The organism is Methanobrevibacter sp. (assembly GCF_017410345.1).
Lineage (GTDB): Archaea > Methanobacteriota > Methanobacteria > Methanobacteriales > Methanobacteriaceae > Methanobrevibacter.
Genome location: NZ_JAFQQZ010000042.1, coordinates 11,666 through 32,774 on the forward strand (window position 1 = coordinate 11,666; position 21,109 = coordinate 32,774).

The following is a 21,109-nucleotide window of genomic DNA, read 5'->3' on the forward strand; positions in this document are numbered from 1 at the left end:
AGATTTTTAATCAAGGTTTTTCAACCTTAGAAATATATGAAAAAATTTTTGGTCAAGGTTTTTGACCGTAGGTCAAAAAGCTTGGTGGTTAAATAATTCTATCATCATTGATTACAATAGCTTCCTTAAAGAACTCTGGAATCAATGACTTGTACAATGGACTTTTAAGAAGCATCTGTATGTCAGAATCCAAGATATATGTTACACAGGAGTCGTCTTCAGCTCTCATTCCCCTTCCGTAAGCCTGCATTAAGGTCATGGCAGTCTTATAGGCATACCAGCGCTGATCCTTTTTCATCCTCATATGAACCTGCTTGTCTCCAAGGTATGGGAAAGGTATCTTATAGATTACCTGGAATCTGCATTTGTCATAAGGCAAATCAACTCCCTCGCTCATGGATGGGCTAACAAGAACCAATGGATTTTCATCCTCTTCAAAGAACTTCAATACCCTTTCCCTATTATTGTTTCCATGGGCAATCAACCTGTTGCTGTATAGATTGTTGATGATGTACTGTTGGCACTTATAGCTGTGGGTATGGATCAATCCCTTTTCCCCTTCATGCCTCTTCAATATCTTCTGAAGTATTTCAATTGATTTCGGAGCGGATTGCTTGACTCTGCTTTTTGACATCTTTCCAGCCAAATTCAATTCGATAGGCCTTTTTTCAACGGAAAACGGACTGTCAACTTGAATATGATAGACCTCGTTAGGATCCAATCCCAACCATTTTGAAAACATCTTATGGGAAAGTATGGTTGCACTTAAGAATATCACAACCTCTCCATGCTTGAAGAGATAATCTTCAGCATAATGGTTTACCCTAAGGGGCTTGAATGACACTCCATTCTCATCAGCATCAATCACCCAGTTACCTGGCTCCTTTTCCAGATTGGTCTTAAGGGATTTCAATTTGGAAATTGTTGAGTTGATTCTGTCAGCCTTGTTGGTTGGCAGGTCCTTTATGTCAATGTCAGAGTAATGGCCTTGGATTGCATCGATTTCCATTATCCATTCGCCTTTTTCAGCACTTCTAAGAGTTTGAGGGCTTATGACCTTCTTGATGTCCTTTTCAAGCTGCCTGTTGTATAGGTTGATTTCCATTGTTTTCATCAGCTTATCTTCTATATTGTGTGCCTCATCAAGAATGAGCAGGCTTCTCTTTCCAAAGTGCTTTACATAATTCAGCTCCAATATTGCGTAATCATAATTCATCAATGTAATCGGTGAATTGATTGCATTTGCCTTCTGTTGCCAGTAGTTGCAGTGGTCATTGGTCTGGAAGAACACATCACTGCCGAAAGAGTCCTTGAAAGCCAAGTCTCCAGTTAGTGTCGGATTCTTGCTTATTCCATAAGGACAGAAGAATTTGGAATTCTTTGGCGCTGTCTTACAGGCACCCATATCACAGGTGACTTCCAATCCATCCTTCAGGCAGTCAAAGTTTCCTCTACCTTTAACAAGAGGAAAATCAAATTCATCTGCATACTGCTTCTGAAGCTGTTTTGTCATTGTTAGAATATATGCGGATTCATACATACGGGCCAATGTGGAAGCGACAGCGGATTTTCCTGTACCTGTACCTGCTTCCAATATGATATACTTATAGCCTTTTGAAATGGCTTCCTCTATGTCTGCAATGATCTCCAATTGACCTTCTCTAGGCTGTTCGAATGGGAAATTCTCGATTATCTGTTCTGGAATTTCAGGATATTCCTCTTTCAGCCTATCGATTACCTCTTGAGGAAGGTCATGCTCTGCAATATCATAAATCTCCGCATTTGGAAAATCAAGGTCTTCGCTGACTGTTACAGGCTTGCGATTTTCATATAGATAAAGACCTTTAGTTCCTTTTGATTTTTTACTGGTAGAGGAAAAAGCCTTATTTTTCTTTTCCTTTTTCTGATAAGGTTTTTTAGTTCTATCTGCAACGTATTTTCCACATACGCAATTTTTCTTTAGCATCCCGCAATTGGGACAAAATAATGAATCTGACATTACAATTATATTATAAACAAGTTATATAAAAAGGTTTCAGAAAGAGCGATTGAAAGGTAATATTTATTTTAAAAAATTGATATTAACTTGTAAAATCCATTTTAATTGCAATATTATAATCATAATGGAAAAATCAATGAAAATAGATAATTAAATGGAATATTTAATGATAAAAAATAGCTAAAAAAAGATAATAGTTAAGAGTGAATTACCCCCAACTAGTGAAAAGAGTTTTGGTCCAGGTTTTCAGGCCGAAGGCTTGGAAAAGCTGGTTTAGAAAGCAAAAGCTTCTCCATCTGGGGATTCCACTAGGAAATTGCAGCAGTCATCGCCCATGGTGAAACATTTCACTTCAGTCACAACGACATCCTTCTTGAGATAGTTTGCAAACAATGCTTCAAAGATACCTGCATCCAAGTAACAGGTTGGTTTTCCTTTTTTAGGAAGCAAACTGCATTCGAAACATTCATAGGCTGTAATGTTGATGATGTCTCCCAAGACTATTTCGAGTTTGCCTAAACCGTTGTCTTCCCAGAATTGAATGATGTTGTCACAGAACTTGTTGATGTCGTCATCGTAAAGCTTTTCATACATTGCCGCACCGATGTTCTTACCGGATTGGTTCAATACAGGGTTGATGTTAATTCCCTCTTGGATCAAGTTGGATCTTAAAGTGTGGAACAATAGGAAGGAGAACTTGAAGTTGTCAACATCCATAATGTTTTTAACCAGGAATTCAGCTTGTCTTTCTTCCAATTCCTTTTCATCTCCGGATTGAACTTCACCTAAGAATTTGGAATTGATGAAGAAGATCTTCTTTCTGTGGTCATTCGCATCGAATCTGTAGCTTACGATTCCATCTTCCCTTAATGATTTCAAATGAACGGAAATTGTGGATTTGGATTTTCCGGTGTTCTTAACGATCTCATCAAATTCCATGTCAGTGTCCTTAAGCATGGAAAGGATGGTTAATTTCACGGGACTTTTAACTACATTTACACCGAGCTCACCTGGAGCCTTGGCAAAGATTTGAATTGCCTTTGGTTGAATAGTTTTTTCTTCATTTTCCATATTTAACCCTCAAAAAACTAAAATTTTTTAATAATGTATAACTTTTTATAAGATTTATAAAAAAATCCTAAACATAATAAACAAAAAATTGTTTGATAAATATAGTATAAACTTTCTTACATATATACTTGTTCTTATATTTACAAAATGTTTTCAAAATCTTTTATTTATTTAGATTTTAGTACGAACAGTTTAAGAAAATCATATTAATCATTAGTTTAAAATACGAACATTCGTTATAAAACAACTGAAAATAAGGAAAAATACAAACAAAATTTAAAAAATAACACATGTTAAGAGAGTTTTGAAAATTTTAATTTTTTACAAGTAGGGCAATGAATATTTTAAAAATTTTAATTGTTAAAAAAGTGCAAAATAAATTTTTTAAAAATTTTAATCTTTATAAAAAATGCAAAAATTGAGTAAGATCATTCAAATGAAAAAAAATAAAAAAAAGAAATAAAAGAACTTTAAAAAATTAAAGTTCTAATTTTTTAGCTTCTTCAACTAATTTTTGTCCTAACTTGAAGCTTGCATCATCGTCTTCTGCGTCAGGAACATAGTAGATTTCCTGTTGGTCGAGAACTTCGAATCCGCATTCGGCGAGTTCATTTGCAATGAATTCGACAGCTCCTCCTCTTCCTCCCATGGAACCGAAGGTTACAGCAGGTCTTTTGAATCCGGTTCTGTTGAAGTGGAGACCTTTCAAGTAGTAGATGATGTCACCAATGCTTGGGAATGGGAAATCGTTGATTGTAGGAATACCGAAAGCAACTGCCTTACTGGTCAAGATGCTCTTTACGATTTCACTTCTTTCATCTTCATGCAAGAAGTACATTTCCACATCGTATCCTTCTGCCATGATACCTTCAGCAACTTCGTGAGCCATCTTTTGGGTAGAGTAGTGCATGGTATCGTAAACTATGGTCACCTTGTCTTCTGCTCTCTTACCGGTTGCCCAGTCACTGTAAGCGCCGATGATTTTCATTGGGTCGGTCCAGATTTGTCCGTGGGAAGGAGCAATCATCTTGACTTGTTCCAAGAGACCTAATTCAATGATCTCATCAAATTTGTTTAGAACCTTTTTACTGAGCGGTACAATCAAGTTACCGTAGAACTTTTGTGCTGCATCCATGAGAACGTATTCTGGAATGTCGGTGTCAAATCTTTTGGAGAAGCATAAGTGTTGACCGAATGCATCGTTAGGGAACAATATTCCATCTTCTGCAAGCAAGGTGAACATGCTGTCAGGCCAGTGAAGCAAGAATGCATCCAAGAATGCAAGTGTCTTGCCACCTAAGTCAAGAGCATCGCCGGTTCCGACGATGTTGAAGTCTGCACCTTCCAATTTAGGATAGTGTCTTAAGAGTCCGCCTTGAGCAATCTTACTGCAGTAGATAGGCGCATCGAATCTTTTCCATAAGTCGTACAAGACACCACTGTGGTCCTTTTCCACGTGGTTTTGAACAATGTAGTCGACTTTTATTTCTCTGCCTTCTTGCTCGAATGCATCTTCGATACGAGCCATCATTTCCTCGGTTTTTCCAGGATAAGCGTTATCGATAATAGCTACCTTTTCACCAAATACAATGTATGCATTGTAAGTGGTTCCGTCTAAAGTGTATCCGTGGTAAGATCTTAAGTCCCAGTCAAGTACACCAATCCAGTATACTCCATCACCTATTTTTTCAGCTTTTGCTTTCATTTTAATTCCTCGATTAATTCTTAAGTATTACCGGCTTTGCCAAGTATTACCTATTTAAGATTTTTAAACTAAAAGTATTATTAGTTCGTAAATCCATAAACATTTATTTATATGATTTTCTATATATATAAAGTTTTGGTTTTATAATGTACGAACTAATTTTTTAAAGATTGAAATTGTAGAAATTGAGAAAAAACAAGCAAAAAAGAAAATAAGAAAAAAATAAAAATAAAATAGAAATTTGATAGTTAAACTGGAACTCCAACCAAGCCGACAACTAAACTGACCACAATTATAATTCCCATGAAGAATGACATGAAAGTCACGATTGGCTTATATGCCACTTCTGGCATGATATAGGACAATAGGTTCTCAAACAAGTGGCCTCCATCCAATGGTTTCATCGGAAGCAGATTGAAGGTTCCTACAGCAAAGTTAAGGAAGTATATCCAGAAGAACAGATTGCTTAAAGGCATCAATGCCCATAGCAAAGGAGTGTAGAACTGATTGTCAAATCCTTCTGAAATGATGCTGTTTGTTTGAACCTGAACGCCCATATATCCTATGGACTTGTTTTGAGGGTTGGACTTCAATTGGAAGCTGTAAGTTCCCTGATCAGTTTGAATATTGACCGTATCATTTGGCTTTAAAGTCCTTGCGGTCTCTTCGAAAGAGGTCATGTCGCTTATAGTGGCATTGTTTATAGACTCTATCTTCATTCCTTCAGACAAATGGTCGATTGCATTTCCATCTTCAGTCAGTCTGTTGATTACAACACCATCGTCCTCAAATACGACAGGCATGACAAATGAGGAAATCGCCAACATGATGACCAATGCAATGGCCGCCAATGTCAGATTGGCCATGGACCCTGCAACATATATTCTCATTTTAGCAGGTCTGCTTAATTCACTCAATTCCTCTTCATCAGGCTCTACAAAAGCCCCTGGAATAATTGCAAAGAGGAGTAGGCCAATGGATTTCAGGTTTATCTTCTCAACCCTTGCCAAAATTCCATGGCTGAATTCGTGAACGACCAAAACAGTTGCAAGGGCAATGAGCCCGCTTAGCAATGGAATGAATATTGGAGAGCCAGGAACTTCCACCCCAGGAACAATCAGGCTGACAGTAGGAGTATCCATTAGGAACTTCAATGAATAGACCAATGCAACGGCCATGAGAATCATGAATCCGGTAGAGATTGCAATTCCCACATTCATATATCCTCTCCAGAATCTTGGAGCCTTGTTTGCAAGCCTATCAATGAATCCTCTCAATCGTTGAGTCTTCCACATCAAAAGAGGGAAACTGACTTCAACTCCATAATCTGTAAGCTTATCCTTAAATACGATTGAAATTGTCCAAATAATCAGGAAAGCTATTACGTAATACCATATACCGTTCATAATAACACATTAATAATTTTTAAAAATTCAATAATTCCTAAACAATATCTCTAAATAATTTTGATTTTCATAAATATTTCTTTAATAGATTTTGATAATATTATTAAGTTTTCATAATATAAAAAAGTACTTATTTTAAAAATAAATAAAGTCTTTTAAATAATGACCTCCATTTGAAAATTAATCTGATTAATGAATTGGAATAAAAAAGAAATTTTTAAAAGCAAAAAGGCTTATAGAATAAAATATGAATAAAAAAATTATTTTTTTAACATGTGCAATGGGGATTATGGCACTTCTATGCATAAGTGCATCAAGTGCTGAAACAAGTGATGTGGACACTTCAGATTGGCTGAACATCACCATAAACAATATAGACTTCCAAATTCCACCTGAGTATGAAGGGGGAAGGAATGAAAGCGATTTTTACCTTAAGGATACTGTATTTGACTTTGGGCTTGTGACATTGGAAACCGATAAGTCACTTAAAAACAATTATGGCTATGAATCCACCAATGATGAGCTTTATGATGTTGAAGAGATGGAAATCGACGGACATCATGCCGTTGCATTCTATAGCCATAGAAGCATCTGCAACCATGACGTTACCTATCTCTACTTTGAGTCAAACAAGACATTCTATGCACTCTCCTATGATGGAAATGAGGTCAATGATACAATGAAAAAGATTGTTTCATATAGTCCTAAATCAGCATTCAGCAAAGAGAAATTCGATGAGAAATTAAACAAGATGCAGGATGACTATGTTGAAGAGCAAAGGGAATACGAGGAAGCCTATGCCTATGAGGAAGGATATAGAAACGGATATTCCCAAGGAAGCTTAAGCCACAGAAACAATCATGACGATTACTTTGCATACTATCTGTTCTACAGATTGGGGAAAAGAAGTCGTTAAAAATTAAAATCTTGTAAATTTGTAAAAAAGCAATGAAATAAGATTAACTAATAAAAAAATAAAATAAAACTAATAAAAAATATGATAAGAATCAATATTCTTATCTAAATTCTTTTTTTAAAACTTTAATGAATTAAAATTAAAGGCTAGGCCATGCCATATCATTGAAGAAGATCAAGTCAACTTCATCTCCCTTTTCGATTCCTTCATGGTTTTCATCAATGATTATATAGCAATTTGCTTCAACCATGGACCTTATTATTCCAGAACCTCTGTTCAATACATGATGGACACCATTGTCATCAGCCACTGCACGTATATAATCGGTTCTGCCAAGGGATGAAGGTATTTTTGCCTGGGATATTCTTTTTATGACCTTATGGGAATAATCAAGTCCTTGCATTTTAAACAAGTAATGCCTTGCAATTATATCAAATTGACCCATAGCGGCTACAGGCTGACCTGAAAGCATGAAGACCTGAGTTCCATTGACAATACCTGCACCTACAGGCTTTCCAGGCCTCATTGCAACACCATGGAACAATACTTCACCTAATTCTTCAACTGCTTCGATAACCACATCACCTTTGCTGATTGCGGTTCCGCCTGTTGTGATGACAACATCATATTCCTTGCTTGCCTTGTCAATGGCTTCCTTGACCGCTTCAAAATCATCTGCCCCATGTTCTATATCAACAATGGCTCCAGCGCTTCTAATCAATGCTGCAATGGTGAATTGATTGGAATTGATTATCTTAGCCATGTCAAGCTCTGGAGAAGGCTCCACCAATTCATTGCCGGTAATCAGCAATTTCACTCTTGGCTTCCTATATACTTCAACTTCACTGTGACCTGCTGAAGCAATCAAGCCCATTTCCTGAGGCCTGATTAAAACGTTTGCACATAATATCTCATCTCCTTCTGCAATGTCTTCAGCCTTTGGAGAAATGTTTTCGCCAGGAGTTACCTGTGAATGGATTTCAAGATTGTCTCCATCCTCATAAGTGAATTCCTTCATCAAAACGGCATTAGCGCCATTTGGAATCGGGGCACCGGTAGCTATTACAATAGCTTCGCCATTGGATAATGTCTTATCTGAAAAATCCCCTGCTCCAATTCTATCAATGATCCTTAATTCCTTTATGACATTATTTGAAGCACCGAAAGTGTCTTCCGCTATCACGGCATATCCATCCATAGCTGATTTGTCAAATGGAGGGGAATTGTGATAGGAGGAAATGGAATGAGCCAAAACTCTGCCTTGAGAATCTCTTACATGTATCCTTTCAGTATCCATCAACTTCTGATTCCCATCAATTTTAGCCAACGCATCTTCCAATGGGATTAAATTTGATATAAATTTCATATTATCGTCCATAAAAATAAATTATAAAATAAAAATAATTAATTAAAAAAATAAAAAATTATAATTAGATTTAGATAGAATAATCTAATGAAATTATAATTTAAAACTCAGAATCTATTTGATTAAGCCATATACTTTTCAATGACACCATGATAAGCATCATCCAAATCAGCTACAGCCAAATCTACAATATTTTCATTCTCTTTATTGATAACTAATGAATCTCCTTTGACTTCACCGATAATCGCAGCATCAACATCAATTGCACTGATTATTTCATCTGCCTTATCTGTACTTGCAGTTATGATGAATCTAGCATGAGATTCTGAGAACAGTAAGTTATTGTCGCTGATTCCCTCTTCAGCTGGAATCTTGCTGATGTCCACTTCACAGCCTATTTTGCTGCTTAAAGCCATTTCAGATAATGCAATGGCTATTCCACCAGCGGAAACATCGTGAACAGCGGTTATTCCAAGTTCTTCTTCTCCTTCAAGGTATTTGGTGTAATCAGCATCGTTTTCAATCAAGTCAAGGATAGTGTTTGCAGATGCCAATTCATCATCGATTCTGATTTTAGGAGCATCTCCCTGTTCCAATCCATGAACCGCTCTGTGATATTCGGAACCTCCAAGCTCATCATAGGTTTTACCGATGATTATGATCTTATCCCCCTCTTCCTTGAATGGAAGTGTTCTGATGCTTGAGAGCTTTTCAACACCAATGACACCTACAGCAGGTGTTGGGTTGATTTTGATTCCTTCGGTTTCATTGTAGAAACTTACATTACCACTGATTACAGGAGCTTCGAATTTAGCTGCTATGTCAGACATTCCTCTGATGCACTCCTTGAACTGCCAGAGGATTTCAGGGGTTTCAGGATTACCGAAGTTAAGGCAGTCTACGATTGCATAAGGCTTTGCACCCATTGAAACCACATTACGAATGGCTTCAGCCACACTTCCTGCTCCACCGTCATATGGGGAGAGTTTTGTGTGGATTGTATTTGAATCTGCAGTCAATGCAACTGCTGTTTCGCCGTCAATTTGCAATACTGCCGCATCATCTCCAGGCTTTACAACGGTTCTGGTTTGAACCTCATGGTCGTATTGCTTGTAAACCCATTCCTTGCTTGCAACGTTAGGGGAAGACAATATCTTGATTAATGAGTCATCTATTGGCCCGTCTTCAACTTCAAGCAAATCAGTTGGCTTTGCAGGTTCCCTCATTTCCCTATTGAGTGAAGGAGGATCTGCCAAGAGAATGGTTGGAACATCACATAATGTCTGAAGTTCCTCTTCCGCATCGAAGTCTTTGACAACCATATGGTTTCCATCGGTAACTTCACCGATTACTGCAGAAGGAATTTCATGCTTGTCACAAATGGTTTGAGCCAATTCGACATCCTTAGGATTGATTACAAAGATCATACGTTCCTGTGATTCTGAAAGCATGATTTCATAAGGGGTCATTCCCTCTTCACGAAGAGGAATGGCATTAAGATCCACTACCGCACCGTTTCCAGACTTGTCTACAAGTTCTGATACGCAACAGGTGAGGCCACCTCCACCTAAATCCTTTACACCGGAACAGTCAATCTTTTCGAGGATTTCAAGTGAAGCTTCAAGCACTCTCTTTTTGGTGAATGGGTCTGCAACCTGCACAGCAGGACGGTCTTCCTTTTCAGAATCGGAAGTCAATTCCTCAGATGCGAAGGTCACTCCATGAATTCCATCCCTACCGGTGGTTCCACCCATAAGCAGGAAAACATCACCGACATTTGGAGCAATGGCTAATACGATTTCATCCTTTTTCACAAGCCCTGCACACAATACGTTTACAAGAGGGTTTGTTCTGAATGATTCGTCAAATTCAATCTCACCGGCAACGGTAGGAACTCCTACCCTGTTACCATAGTCGGAGATTCCCTCTACAACATGCTCAAAGAGGTATCTTGATTTCTGGTCTTCAAGAGGACCGAAACGTAAGCTGTCAAGAAGAGCTATTGGCATTGCACCCATAGAGATAATGTCCCTTAGGATTCCTCCAATACCGGTTCCCGCTCCACCGTAAGGTTCAATGGCTGAAGGGTGATTATGACTTTCCATACCTACAGCAAGAGCATACTCGTCTGTGATGGATACAAGCCCTGCATCATCTCCAGGACCTAGAATAATGTTTTCTCCTTCAGTAGGGAACATCTTTAAAATCGGCCTACTACTTTTATATGAACAGTGCTCAGAGAACATTACATCCAACATTCCCTCTTCCAATTCGTTCATTTCTCTTCCAAGAATTCCTTCAATATATTTTACTTCAGAATCTGTTAAAGTCATTTAAACACCTAGCCAAGCTTTACAACAGAAATAATTACTTTGTGATTTTCAATTTCCCATTCCTTAGAGTATTCTACAGAAATGTCATCATCTGCATTCTCTTCGCTTCCTTTAAGGGTACAGACTTCACAAGCCTCTCCATCAAAGATTACAATTGATTTGGCTCTGACTTCCTCACTTATCAAATCAGATTGCTTTTCCAAAAGCTCCTTGAATTCGCCATCGGTATTAACCATTACACCGATATTGGCCTCAACATCCAAGTCCATGTCCTTTCTCATGTCCTGGATTCTTCTGATAAGTTCACGTGCCATAGCTTCAGATAAGATCTCCGGAGTGATTTTGGTATTTACAAATACGTTTCCTCCAGCAAATTCCGCACTTACAACATCATCAGGAAGCTCGGTTTCATAAAGGACATCATCAACTGATAGTTCAATTTCCTTCAAGTTGCCTTCTCTGTCCTCTCCCCTTACAATATATTTGCCGGTAGAGTCCAAGCTATCCTTGATTGAATTGCCAATGCCATCCGCTTTAGCCTGTGCGAAGAATTTTTGTACTATGCCCATGTCTCCCTTAAGCCTTGGACCTAAGGTCTTGAGATTAGGCTTTGCGATAAATGTAAGGTTTTCAAATTCGCTTGCAGTCAAGAGTTCCTTGGTATTTGATTGGTCCTTGATTACATCTTCAAGATAAGTGACGCTTTCCAATATCTCATCATCTTGGGACACTACTGTAATGTCACTTACAGGCCATCTCAATTTGTATCTTGCAACATCTCTTGCCCTTGCAGCCGCTTCGATTACATCTCTCACATTATCCATCTTTGCTTCAAGCTCCTCATCGATTAAAGCCTCATCATACATCCAATCGTCCATATGAATACTTTCAGTCGCTTCCTCATCCAAGTTTTTAACAAGGTTCTCATATATCTCTTCAGATAAGTGAGGAGTGATTGGAGCCATTAAATGGATCAAGGTATTGAGTGTAGTGTAAAGTGAATAGTATGCCCCTAACTTGTCTGGGTCATCGCTTTCAACCCAAGTTCTTCCTCTAATCAATCTTACATACCATCTGCTTAAGTCTTCAAGAATGAAATTGTTGATGGCTCTTGTAGCCAAATGGAAGTGAACGTCATTTATGGCTTCACCAACCTCTTTTGCAAGTGAGTTCACACGGGACAAGATCCATTTGTCTTCATTCCTTAGGCTTATGTTTGCGTCAGGACCATCTACAATGCAGTTTGCAGGGTCGAATTCGTCAAGAGACATATAGGTAGTTGAGAACACATATACGTTCCAAAGGATATTGAACATCTTCTTGACGTTGTTCAATTCATCCCATACGAATTTAAGGTCATCCCATGGCTTGCAAGCCCATAAAAGGTAGAATCTAAGCACATCTGCACCGTATTTTTCAATTACTTCCTCAGGCTGTACCACATTACCTAAGGATTTGCTCATCTTCTTACCCTCTTCGTCCAATACGAATCCGTGCATCAGGACCTTATTGTATGGAGCCTGGTCCAAAGCAATTACACCAGTACCTAATTGGGAGTAGAACCATCCTCTGGTTTGGTCGTGTCCTTCACAGATAAAGTCGTAAGGATACCATTCATTGAACATTTCCTCTTCACGAGGGTAGTATAAGGCTGCCCAACCTGCAACTCCTGAGTCAATCCATACGTCCAATACATCAGGAATACGTTTCATTGAGCCGCCGCAATCACATTTAATCAACACGTCATCAACATAAGGTCTGTGAACCAATTCCTCATCGCTTGCAGTGATTTCATTGATTGATTCCTTTTTAAGCTCTTCCACAGAGCCGATTACCTTGATTTCACCACAGTCAGGACAGATCCAAATAGGTATTGGAATACCCCAGTATCTTTGTCTTGAAATGGTCCAGTCCTTAGCATTGGCCACCCAATCATGGAATCTTCCTTCACCAGCCCATTTAGGGACCCATTCAACTCTGTCAATTTCAGATAGCATCTTTTCCTTGATTTCAGGCACCTTAATGAACCATTGTTCGGTAGCCAAGTAAATGATAGGGGTTTTGCATCTCCAACAGACCCCGTATCTGTGGGAAATTGTATCATGCTTGAACATCAGGTCTTGAGCAATCAAGTCTGCAATGATTGTATCGTTCAAGTCTTTGGTGAATCCATCAGCATATACACCACCATCTTCAGTGAAGCATCCTGCCTCATCTACAGGGCAGTGAATAGGAAGGCCTATTTCCTGACCTATTTCAAAGTCCTCAGGACCGTGTCCAGGAGCGGTATGTACAAAACCTGTACCTTCTCCCAATTCAACATGGTCTCCATGGAAAGTGCTGTGGATTAAACTGTTTTCAGCTTCAAGTTCCATTTGTTTTGGCACTTGCTGCGCCAATGGATAAACATAAGATAAGCCTAAAAGCTCTGAGCCTTTTACGGTTTTGATGATTTCATACATCACTTCCTTCTCTTCCTCTATGATGTATTTTTTCTCTTTGGATTCCTCATCATCCGGATTGTATTTAGGATTAGGCAACTTGTTTTTGTGAATCACTTCAATCGGGCCTAAAACGGTTTCCAAAAGCTCACTGGCTATGATTATGATTTCGTCACCTATACCATTTAATCTTTCATCCACCTTAACGAAGGAATAGTCGAAATCCTCATTCAAACAAATGGCCAAGTTTCCAGGAAGTGTCCATGGGGTGGTGGTCCATACCAGGAAGGATTGTTTCAAGTCTGCATAGTCTCCTTCTGTAATCAATTTTTCCTTCAATGGGAAACGTACGTAAATGGATGGGTCTTCCCCTTCGGTATAATCAATCTCAGCTGCAGCAAGTGCAGTCTGACAGTGAGGACACCAGCTGATTACCCTTTGGTCACGGGTAAGCAAGTTCTTTTCATGGGTCTTCTTCAATGTCCACCAAGCTGATTCCATATATTTAGGATCCAAGGTCATGTAAGGGTTGTCCCAATCCATCCAGACTCCCAAGCTTTTGAACTGTTCGGTCATTGCAACCTTATTCTCCATTGCAAATTCCTTACATTGCTTAATGAAGTTGTCAATGCCGTATTTCTCTTCAATTTCCTGTTTGGACTCGATTCCCAACAATTGCTCCACCTTATGTTCAATAGGCAATCCGTGGGTATCCCATCCAGCCTGTCTTCTTAAGCTGAATCCATTCATGGACTTGTAACGCAACAAGGTATCCTTGATGACCTTATTCCAGGTAGTACCTAAATGGATCTTTCCACTACAATATGGTGGCCCATCTAAAAAAGAGTATTGGGGACCATTTGCTCTGAGCTCATTGGTTTTTGAGTAGATATCCTCATCTTCCCAAAAGCCTTGAACCTTTGCTTCTATTTTCTTAAAGTCGTATGATTTTTCTGCCTCTTTCAATGGCATGTTAATTCTCCCAATAAATGTGATTTTATTTAATATTTGTAATTTCAATTAAATTGAAACAGAATATATAATATATATTATTATGATTTATATTTCTTATTTTAAATGTAAATAAAGTTTATTATTATTTATATATAAAAAGATAATAATTATAAAAAAATTATAATATGATTATAATATAATAGGCATGTTGAAAAATTAATATGAGCTTGTAAAATTGATTTTAAATCGTTAAAAATCATTTAAAGATAAAAATATTTATTAATCATGAAGTTAAATAATAAATAAGACAAATATGAGAATTATAAGTAAAAATAAAGAATCTTATAAGGAAAAGAATTTAAAAACATTATGCATAAAAAATTCCAATGAGAAAATAGGAAAAATCCGATTGGCAAATACATTCATCACCAGATTTAGAGGATTGATGCTTAAGGAAAAATGTGAATATCCATTGCTCTTTGAAATTCCTCAAAAGATAAAAATCAAAGAAAGATCATCTATTCATAGTCTATTTATGAGATTTGAATTAACTGTCGTCTTTATTGATGAAGATGATACAGTCTTTGAAATAGCTGATTTGAAGCCCTGGAGATATCATGTTCCTAAAAAATCGGCTAAATATATAGTGGAATTTGAAAAAAATAGATTTCATAGGGAATTGAGAATAGGTGATGAGGTAGAAATAAGATAGAATTTTTAAAAAATAGGTGATGAAAAAGAAATAAAAAAATCTTTGTTTAAAAATAGGTAAAGAAAAAGAAATAAATAATTTTTGTTTAAAAAAAGTTATGAAAAAGAAATGAAAAAATTATTGTTTTAAGTTTAATTTTTCGAGAACTTGCTGTGGATTTTCGAAAATCTCGATTCCTTCCATCTTTTGAAGCTTTTGAGTGTTTTCAATGTCTATTTCCCTCATATGCAAAGTAATGATTTTTCCTGTGGATACAGCATCATATGGACAGATGTCCTTGCATGATCCGCAACCGATGCACTTTAAGAGATCAATTTCCTCATGAGGAGTGATTGCACCGTTTGGACAGGCCAATGCCGCTTCACATTCATCGCATTTTTGACATTTGGTCTTTTCAAGCTTTGATGGCAATATGGTATCCACATCACCAGGTTCAATGTCTACAGGAACCATGAGGGTTCTCACCCTTCCCTTGCCGGCTTGAGCTACAGCATTTGTGACAAGGGTGTCTGAAATTCCATGAACTATCTTAGCCACAGTGTTTGCAGTTGTAGGAGATACGATAAGCAGGTCATACTTTCCAAGTGAAAGCCTTCCGGTTATTGGAAAACTGAACTTTTGATTGGAATCGGTTGCAAGTTCATTATACCTTCCACCGGTTACAGCAACCACCCTATCATAAAGGCCGTACATTTTCAATACCTCTTCAGAAGCCTGTGACAAGAATACGGTCAAGTCATGATATGCAGCCAATTCTTCCATAGCTTCAACACTTTCCTTAAGCAAATGTCCTGCACCGGTAAAAGCCCATCCTATTTTCATAAAACATCTCCACAATAAAAAAATTAATATAATTTATATTTTCACATATTCTTCAAAATTTTTACAAAAAATAGTAAAAAAATAAAAAAAAATTCACTCCGAAGAGTGAAAAATAATTTGGAAAGACACTTAGATGTGTTCGATGAATTTGTATCCTTCCTCTTCATTGAAAGCGTAGTGAATGGTTCTGTACTGACTCATGAATTCAGTTACTTCATCCTTGATGTCTACATTGTCACCTTCAGCAACTCTCCAGATGAATTCAGCCACTTCTTCCATTTCCTTCTCTTTCATTCCTCTTCTGGTGATTTCCTGAGTACCGATTCTGATACCTGATGGGTCGTCACTGTCATTTACATTGTCACCAGGAATGAGGTTCTTGTTAAGAATGATGTTGTTTAACTCCAATTCCTTAGCCAATATTGTAGCCCTTTTGACATCTCTGACATCCATAGCCACTTGGTGGGATTCGGTGTATCCTAAGTCTTCACACATTACATTGAATCCTTGTTCTGCAAGTGCGCCTGCCAATGCCTTAGCGTTTTTGATGATCTGTTTAGCATAATCTTCACCAAACTCTAGCATTTCTGCAGTTGCAATACCTAAACCAGCTAAGTGGTGCAAGTGGTGATTGCTCACTACACCTGGGAAAACAGCGTTGTCAATCAAGTCCTTGTTTTCTTCCTGAGATAATATGATTCCACCTTGTGGACCTGGGAAGGTCTTGTGGGTACTACCCATCAAGACTTCAGCTCCTTCTTTCAAAGGGTCTTGGAATTGCTTACCTGCAATCAATCCAAGAACGTGAGCACCATCGTACATGATGGTTGCCCCTACTTCGTTAGCCGCATCAACAACTTCAGATACAGGGTGTGGGAATAGGAATAAGCTTCCTCCAAAGAGAATGATCTTTGGCTTTTCAGCTAAGATCATCTTGTTCAATGCATCAACATCAATGTTCATGACTTCTGGGTTGAAAGGATGTTCCAAGGTTTTCAATCCTCTGATACCTGCTGCACTTACATTTGCATGGCTGATGTGTCCTCCGTAAGGGATGTTCATGGCAATCATCTTGTCTCCAGCTTTTGCAAAACCGAAGAAAGCAGCGAGGTTGGCGGTTACACCTGATACAGGCTGGACATTTGCATATGTACAGTCGTAAACCTTGCAGGATAACTGTTTTGTAATGTCCTCAATTTGGTCAATGTAGGTACATCCTTGGTATAATCTTTCGTAAGCTTGTCCTTCTGCATATCTGTGAGCTAAATCAGAAACCATTGCAGTTGTAACGTCATTACTTGTTGTATTTTCACTTGCAATGAGGTTGATGCTGTCTCTCATCCAGTCATTATGAACTCTCATTAAGTCATTGATCTTATTCATGTCTTCTTCATATTGATACATAATCATAACACCTATATTTTCTTAAAAATCATTAAATATCAGATTAAAATTATAAGTTTAATCATTTGATTAGAATAAATAAAAAATTTTAAAAGTTTATAAAAATCAGAGCCAAAATTGAAAAAATCTAAAAATCTAAAAAATATAATCTTATAAAATTCTTATTAATATATAATATAATTTTTTAATTAAATAAAACTTTTTATTAATATTATAATAATTTTTTATTATTTTTAGATTACCTTAGAATATTTTTGGAAAAATAGATTTTGAAATTAAAATTAAAAAAATTAAATTTTAAAAAAAGTTAATAAATATACGAACAATTAAAAAATGCTTAAAAAAAAAGAAAAAGAAAAAGAGAATAAATCTCTTAATCTATTTTGCAACATCTTCGAGAGCTGCTGCAATTTGTGCCATAATTTGTTCGGTTTTGAAGTGGTTTTGGTTCATAGCACCAGATGGACATGCACCTACACAGGTACCACATCCTTTACATAATGCAACGTTAATAGCTGCGTGTTTGTCTGCGCCTTCACCTTCAATACTTACAGCACCGAATGGACATAATTCTACACATACTTCACATGCACCACATACGGTGGTATCAGTGTCAGCAGTAATAGGTTCGATTTCTACTTCACCTTTAGCCATTGGGATGGATGCTCTTGATGCTGCTGCAGATCCTTGTGCAACTGCGTCAGGAATATCCTTAGGACCTTGTGCTACACCAGCAATGTATACACCGTCAGTTAAGGTGTCAACAGGTCTGAGTTTTGGGTGAGCTTCCATGTAGAATCCGTCGGTAGTTCTGGATAAACCTAAGGTTTGTCTTAGTTCGTTGGAACCTTTTGGAGGTTCTAATCCAACAGATAATACAACTAAGTCGTAGGTGTATTCAGTTACTTTTCCGAGTAAGGTGTCTTCTGCTCTTACGGTTAAGGTTAAGTCATCGTTTTCGAGGATTTCTGCAGGACGTCCTCTGATGAATTCAATACCGTATTTTTCTTGGGAAGTTTTGTAGAACTCTTCGAATCCTTTACCGAATGAACGGATATCCATGTAGTAACAGGTTACTTCAGTGTCAGGTTCGTGGTCAATACATAATTGAGCGTTTTTCATGGAGTACATACAACATACTCTTGAACAGTAGGATTTACCGATTTGTTCGTCTCTTGAACCGACACAGTGGACGAATGCAACACGTTTAGGTTCTTTACCGTCAGATGGTTTTTGTACGTGACCACCGGTAGGACCGGATGCGTTGATCATTCTTTCAATTTCCATAGCGGTAATTACGTTAGTGTATCTACCGTAACCGTATTCGTATTTTTCAGTTGGGTCATATGGGTCGTAACCGGTTGCTGCAATGATGGTACCAACATGGAGTTCGATTTCTTCTGGTTCCATGTCACGGTCGATTGCTTCAGGACCACATACGGTTTCACAAAGACCACAGTCGATACAGTAGTTTTTGTCGATAGTTGCACAGAGAGGTACTGCTTGAGGGAATGGGATGTAAGCTGCTCTTACCATACCTACACCTTCGTCGTAGTAGTTAGGTATTTCGATAGGACAGACTTCTTGACATTGTCCACATCCGGTACAGTCTTCTTCTTTAACGTATCTAGGTTTTTTCTCAACTTTTACAGTGAAGTTACCGATGTAACCGTCTACTTCTTTTACTTCTGCGTAAGTAATCAATTCAATGTTTTCGTGTTTGGAAGTGTCTACCATCTTAGGTGCGAGAATACACATGGAACAGTCTAAGGTAGGGAAGGTTTTGTCCAATTGACCCATTCTTCCACCGATAGTTGGGTTTCTTTCTACCATGTAGGTTTTGAATCCCATATCAGCTAAGTCTAATGCAGATTGGATACCTGCTACTCCACCACCAATAACGAGACATTTTTTGTCTACTGCTACTTTGGAAGCTTCGAGAGGTTCTAATAATCTTGCTTTTGCAACAGCCATACGTGTTAAGTCTTTTGCTTTTGCGGTTGCTTCAGCAGGTTGGGTCATGTGTACCCAAGAGTCTTGTTCCCTTAAGTTAGCAAACTCAAATAAGAACTTGTTTAATCCAGCTTCTTCTACACATCTTCTGAAGGTAGGTTCGTGAAGTCTTGGAGAACATGCTGCTACTACGATTCTGTTTAAGTTGTGTTCTTTGATGTCATCTTGAATAAGACTTTGACCTGGGTCAGAACACATGTACTTGTAATCTTTTGCAATTACTACGTTAGGTAAAGTTTTTGCGTATTCTGCTACTTCAGGACAGTTTACGACTCCACCAACGTTTACACCACAGTGGCAAACATATACTCCCACTCTAATTTCTTCATTATTAATTTCTTCTGCCATTAAATCACCTTGTACAAGTAAAATGATTAATCATTTGATCTAATTTTTTAATATATTATATATATAAAATATTAGATAGTTTAATTTTTCTAAAAAGTGAGTATATAAAGGTTTCTATAAATAAGTAGGAGTAAAGTATATATATGAGAAAATTTTAAATTGATTAAAATAGGATAAATCAATAAAACAGAACAAATAATTTATATTTCAATTAAATATGTTTAATTAATAGTTATTTTTTAATATAAATTAATTATTTCTCTTTAATTTGAAAAATAAAATATATTTTGATACACCTAAATTTTTGAAAAAATTCAATCAAAATCTTAAAGAAAGGTGGAAAAGCCTTTAAATATTGAAAAATTTCTGAACAGAGATACGTCTTTAAATCTATGTAAACCTAATTTAGATAGATAATAATTATTATTAAGATAAAATAAGAATAATTTAGTCATATTAAATAAAAATAAATATAAATAGAACATATTTAAATATTTAAATTAATTAAAAGAATAATTGAGATAGTGTAACCTTTTATGCAACACCCAAAAAACAGGAATTCCACTCATTTTAAATGAATGAAAAATAGATTAAAATTCCTAAAAAGTTCGTTAAAGGATAAACATTAGGAATATAGGAATTGTGACAAGGCTGAATACAGTAGATGTGAATATGCAATCTGAAGTGAGCTCCCAGTCAAGCTTATAGGTTATTGCCAATACCAATCCTATCATGGCTGATGACATGGCAGCTTCAATAAATCCGATTGTATGCTCAAATCCTGTGATGTTAAGCAAACCCAATACCCCTAAGCCGATTAAGGGATAGATGACCAATTTTATCATAGATGCCAATCCCGCTTCCTTGAAATGATTCCTCAATCCATCCATCTTCAATGACAGCCCTAAAGAAATCATGATGAGTGGAATGGTGGCTCCAGCCAAATAATCGACCACTGTAGTTCCCAGTGAAGTGATTGGGATGTTGAATACGTTAAATGCTATTCCTAAAATTATGGACCACAATGGCAGAAATGTCAAGATCTTCCTTATTGCCACCTTAAATTCCCCATCAAAAATCAATATTAGGATGAAACTTAATATAACGAAGATTATTGAAGTTGAAATGTCACAGAACACCGCCCTTATCATACCTTCATTTCCAAAGATTCCTTGGGTGATCGGATAACCTAAAAATCCAGTATTTCCCAAGACCACAACTATGACAATGCTCCAGATTTTCCTCTTGTCCCAGCCTAAAAAATAAAGTAGCGAATAAGTCAATATCCCTACAATTAAACTAGTAATTAACATATGAACTGTTAAAATGCTTAATCTTGGAAGCAAGGAAACGTCAGCAGTATACAAAGCACTAAAGATCATGCACGGTAGAGATATATTGATTACTATATTATTCAATGTTTCAACATCTTCTTCTTTCAAAAGGCCTATCTTTTTGGATAAGGCACCTATTAAAATCATTGCAATGATTGAAAGAATGATAATTCTGTAATCCATATAATCAACTAAACCAAATTAATATTTTAAAAAGAAAAATTTTTTATTAAAGTTTAATTTATAGAAATTAATTAAAATAGTTTTTGTAAAAATAGAAAAAAT

At 37.0% G+C, this 21,109-nt stretch carries 13 protein-coding genes; 2 read left to right on the forward strand and 11 right to left on the reverse strand.

The window, feature by feature from the left end; translation table 11 throughout:
- Window positions 1–88: 88 nt before the first annotated feature.
- The 4 genes from IJE13_RS05320 to IJE13_RS05335 all read right to left on the reverse strand — a co-directional run bounded on the left by IJE13_RS05320 (window position 89) and on the right by IJE13_RS05335 (window position 6,181).
- On the reverse strand, window positions 89–1,999 hold the full coding sequence (locus tag IJE13_RS05320) for an ATP-dependent DNA helicase (protein WP_366514851.1): 1,911 nt from the start codon (window positions 1,997–1,999) through the stop codon (window positions 89–91).
- 273 nt (window positions 2,000–2,272) lie between these two features.
- A complete protein-coding gene (locus IJE13_RS05325) occupies window positions 2,273–3,070 on the reverse strand; it encodes a V4R domain-containing protein (RefSeq protein WP_292777973.1) in 798 nt (265 codons plus the stop codon).
- Window positions 3,071–3,548: 478 nt separating this feature from the next.
- A complete protein-coding gene (locus IJE13_RS05330) occupies window positions 3,549–4,775 on the reverse strand; it encodes an FprA family A-type flavoprotein (RefSeq protein WP_292777976.1) in 1,227 nt (408 codons plus the stop codon).
- 248 nt (window positions 4,776–5,023) lie between these two features.
- Window positions 5,024–6,181, reverse strand: coding sequence for a site-2 protease family protein (locus IJE13_RS05335; RefSeq protein ID WP_292777978.1), 1,158 nt, complete (start codon window positions 6,179–6,181; stop codon window positions 5,024–5,026).
- Between the two features lie 289 nt (window positions 6,182–6,470).
- Between IJE13_RS05335 and IJE13_RS05340 the strand changes: the two genes are divergently transcribed.
- Window positions 6,471–7,097, forward strand: coding sequence for a hypothetical protein (locus IJE13_RS05340; RefSeq protein ID WP_292777980.1), 627 nt, complete (start codon window positions 6,471–6,473; stop codon window positions 7,095–7,097).
- Window positions 7,098–7,236: 139 nt separating this feature from the next.
- Here IJE13_RS05340 and glp read toward each other — a convergent pair whose 3' ends face one another.
- The 3 genes from glp to ileS all read right to left on the reverse strand — a co-directional run bounded on the left by glp (window position 7,237) and on the right by ileS (window position 14,209).
- On the reverse strand, window positions 7,237–8,463 hold the full coding sequence (glp, locus tag IJE13_RS05345; protein ID WP_292777983.1) for a gephyrin-like molybdotransferase Glp: 1,227 nt from the start codon (window positions 8,461–8,463) through the stop codon (window positions 7,237–7,239).
- Between the two features lie 122 nt (window positions 8,464–8,585).
- Window positions 8,586–10,796: a phosphoribosylformylglycinamidine synthase subunit PurL gene (gene purL, locus IJE13_RS05350; protein WP_292777985.1), complete on the reverse strand. Its 2,211-nt coding sequence runs from the start codon at window positions 10,794–10,796 to the stop codon at window positions 8,586–8,588.
- A gap of 8 nt (window positions 10,797–10,804) precedes the next feature.
- Window positions 10,805–14,209: an isoleucine--tRNA ligase gene (gene ileS / locus IJE13_RS05355; RefSeq protein ID WP_292777988.1), complete on the reverse strand. Its 3,405-nt coding sequence runs from the start codon at window positions 14,207–14,209 to the stop codon at window positions 10,805–10,807.
- Window positions 14,210–14,504: 295 nt separating this feature from the next.
- On the opposite strand from ileS, the gene IJE13_RS05360 reads away from it, so the two are divergent.
- The gene (locus IJE13_RS05360; protein ID WP_292777990.1) at window positions 14,505–14,903 is read left to right on the forward strand and encodes a DUF192 domain-containing protein; all 399 of its coding nucleotides are present in this window, start codon (window positions 14,505–14,507) and stop codon (window positions 14,901–14,903) included.
- Between the two features lie 117 nt (window positions 14,904–15,020).
- On the opposite strand, the gene IJE13_RS05365 is transcribed toward IJE13_RS05360, so the two are convergent.
- The 4 genes from IJE13_RS05365 to IJE13_RS05380 form a co-directional block, all read right to left on the reverse strand.
- A complete protein-coding gene (locus tag IJE13_RS05365; RefSeq protein WP_292777992.1) occupies window positions 15,021–15,725 on the reverse strand; it encodes a dihydromethanopterin reductase (acceptor) in 705 nt (234 codons plus the stop codon).
- A 129-nt stretch (window positions 15,726–15,854) separates the two neighbouring features.
- Complete coding sequence (gene glyA, locus IJE13_RS05370) at window positions 15,855–17,129, reverse strand: serine hydroxymethyltransferase (protein ID WP_292777995.1); 1,275 nt, start codon at window positions 17,127–17,129, stop codon at window positions 15,855–15,857.
- A 378-nt stretch (window positions 17,130–17,507) separates the two neighbouring features.
- On the reverse strand, window positions 17,508–19,490 hold the full coding sequence (locus IJE13_RS05375; RefSeq protein WP_292777997.1) for a CoB--CoM heterodisulfide reductase iron-sulfur subunit A family protein: 1,983 nt from the start codon (window positions 19,488–19,490) through the stop codon (window positions 17,508–17,510).
- 611 nt (window positions 19,491–20,101) lie between these two features.
- Window positions 20,102–21,007 (reverse strand): AEC family transporter, encoded by a 906-nt coding sequence (locus tag IJE13_RS05380; protein ID WP_292778000.1) that lies wholly within the window; start codon window positions 21,005–21,007, stop codon window positions 20,102–20,104.
- Window positions 21,008–21,109: the final 102 nt, after the last annotated feature.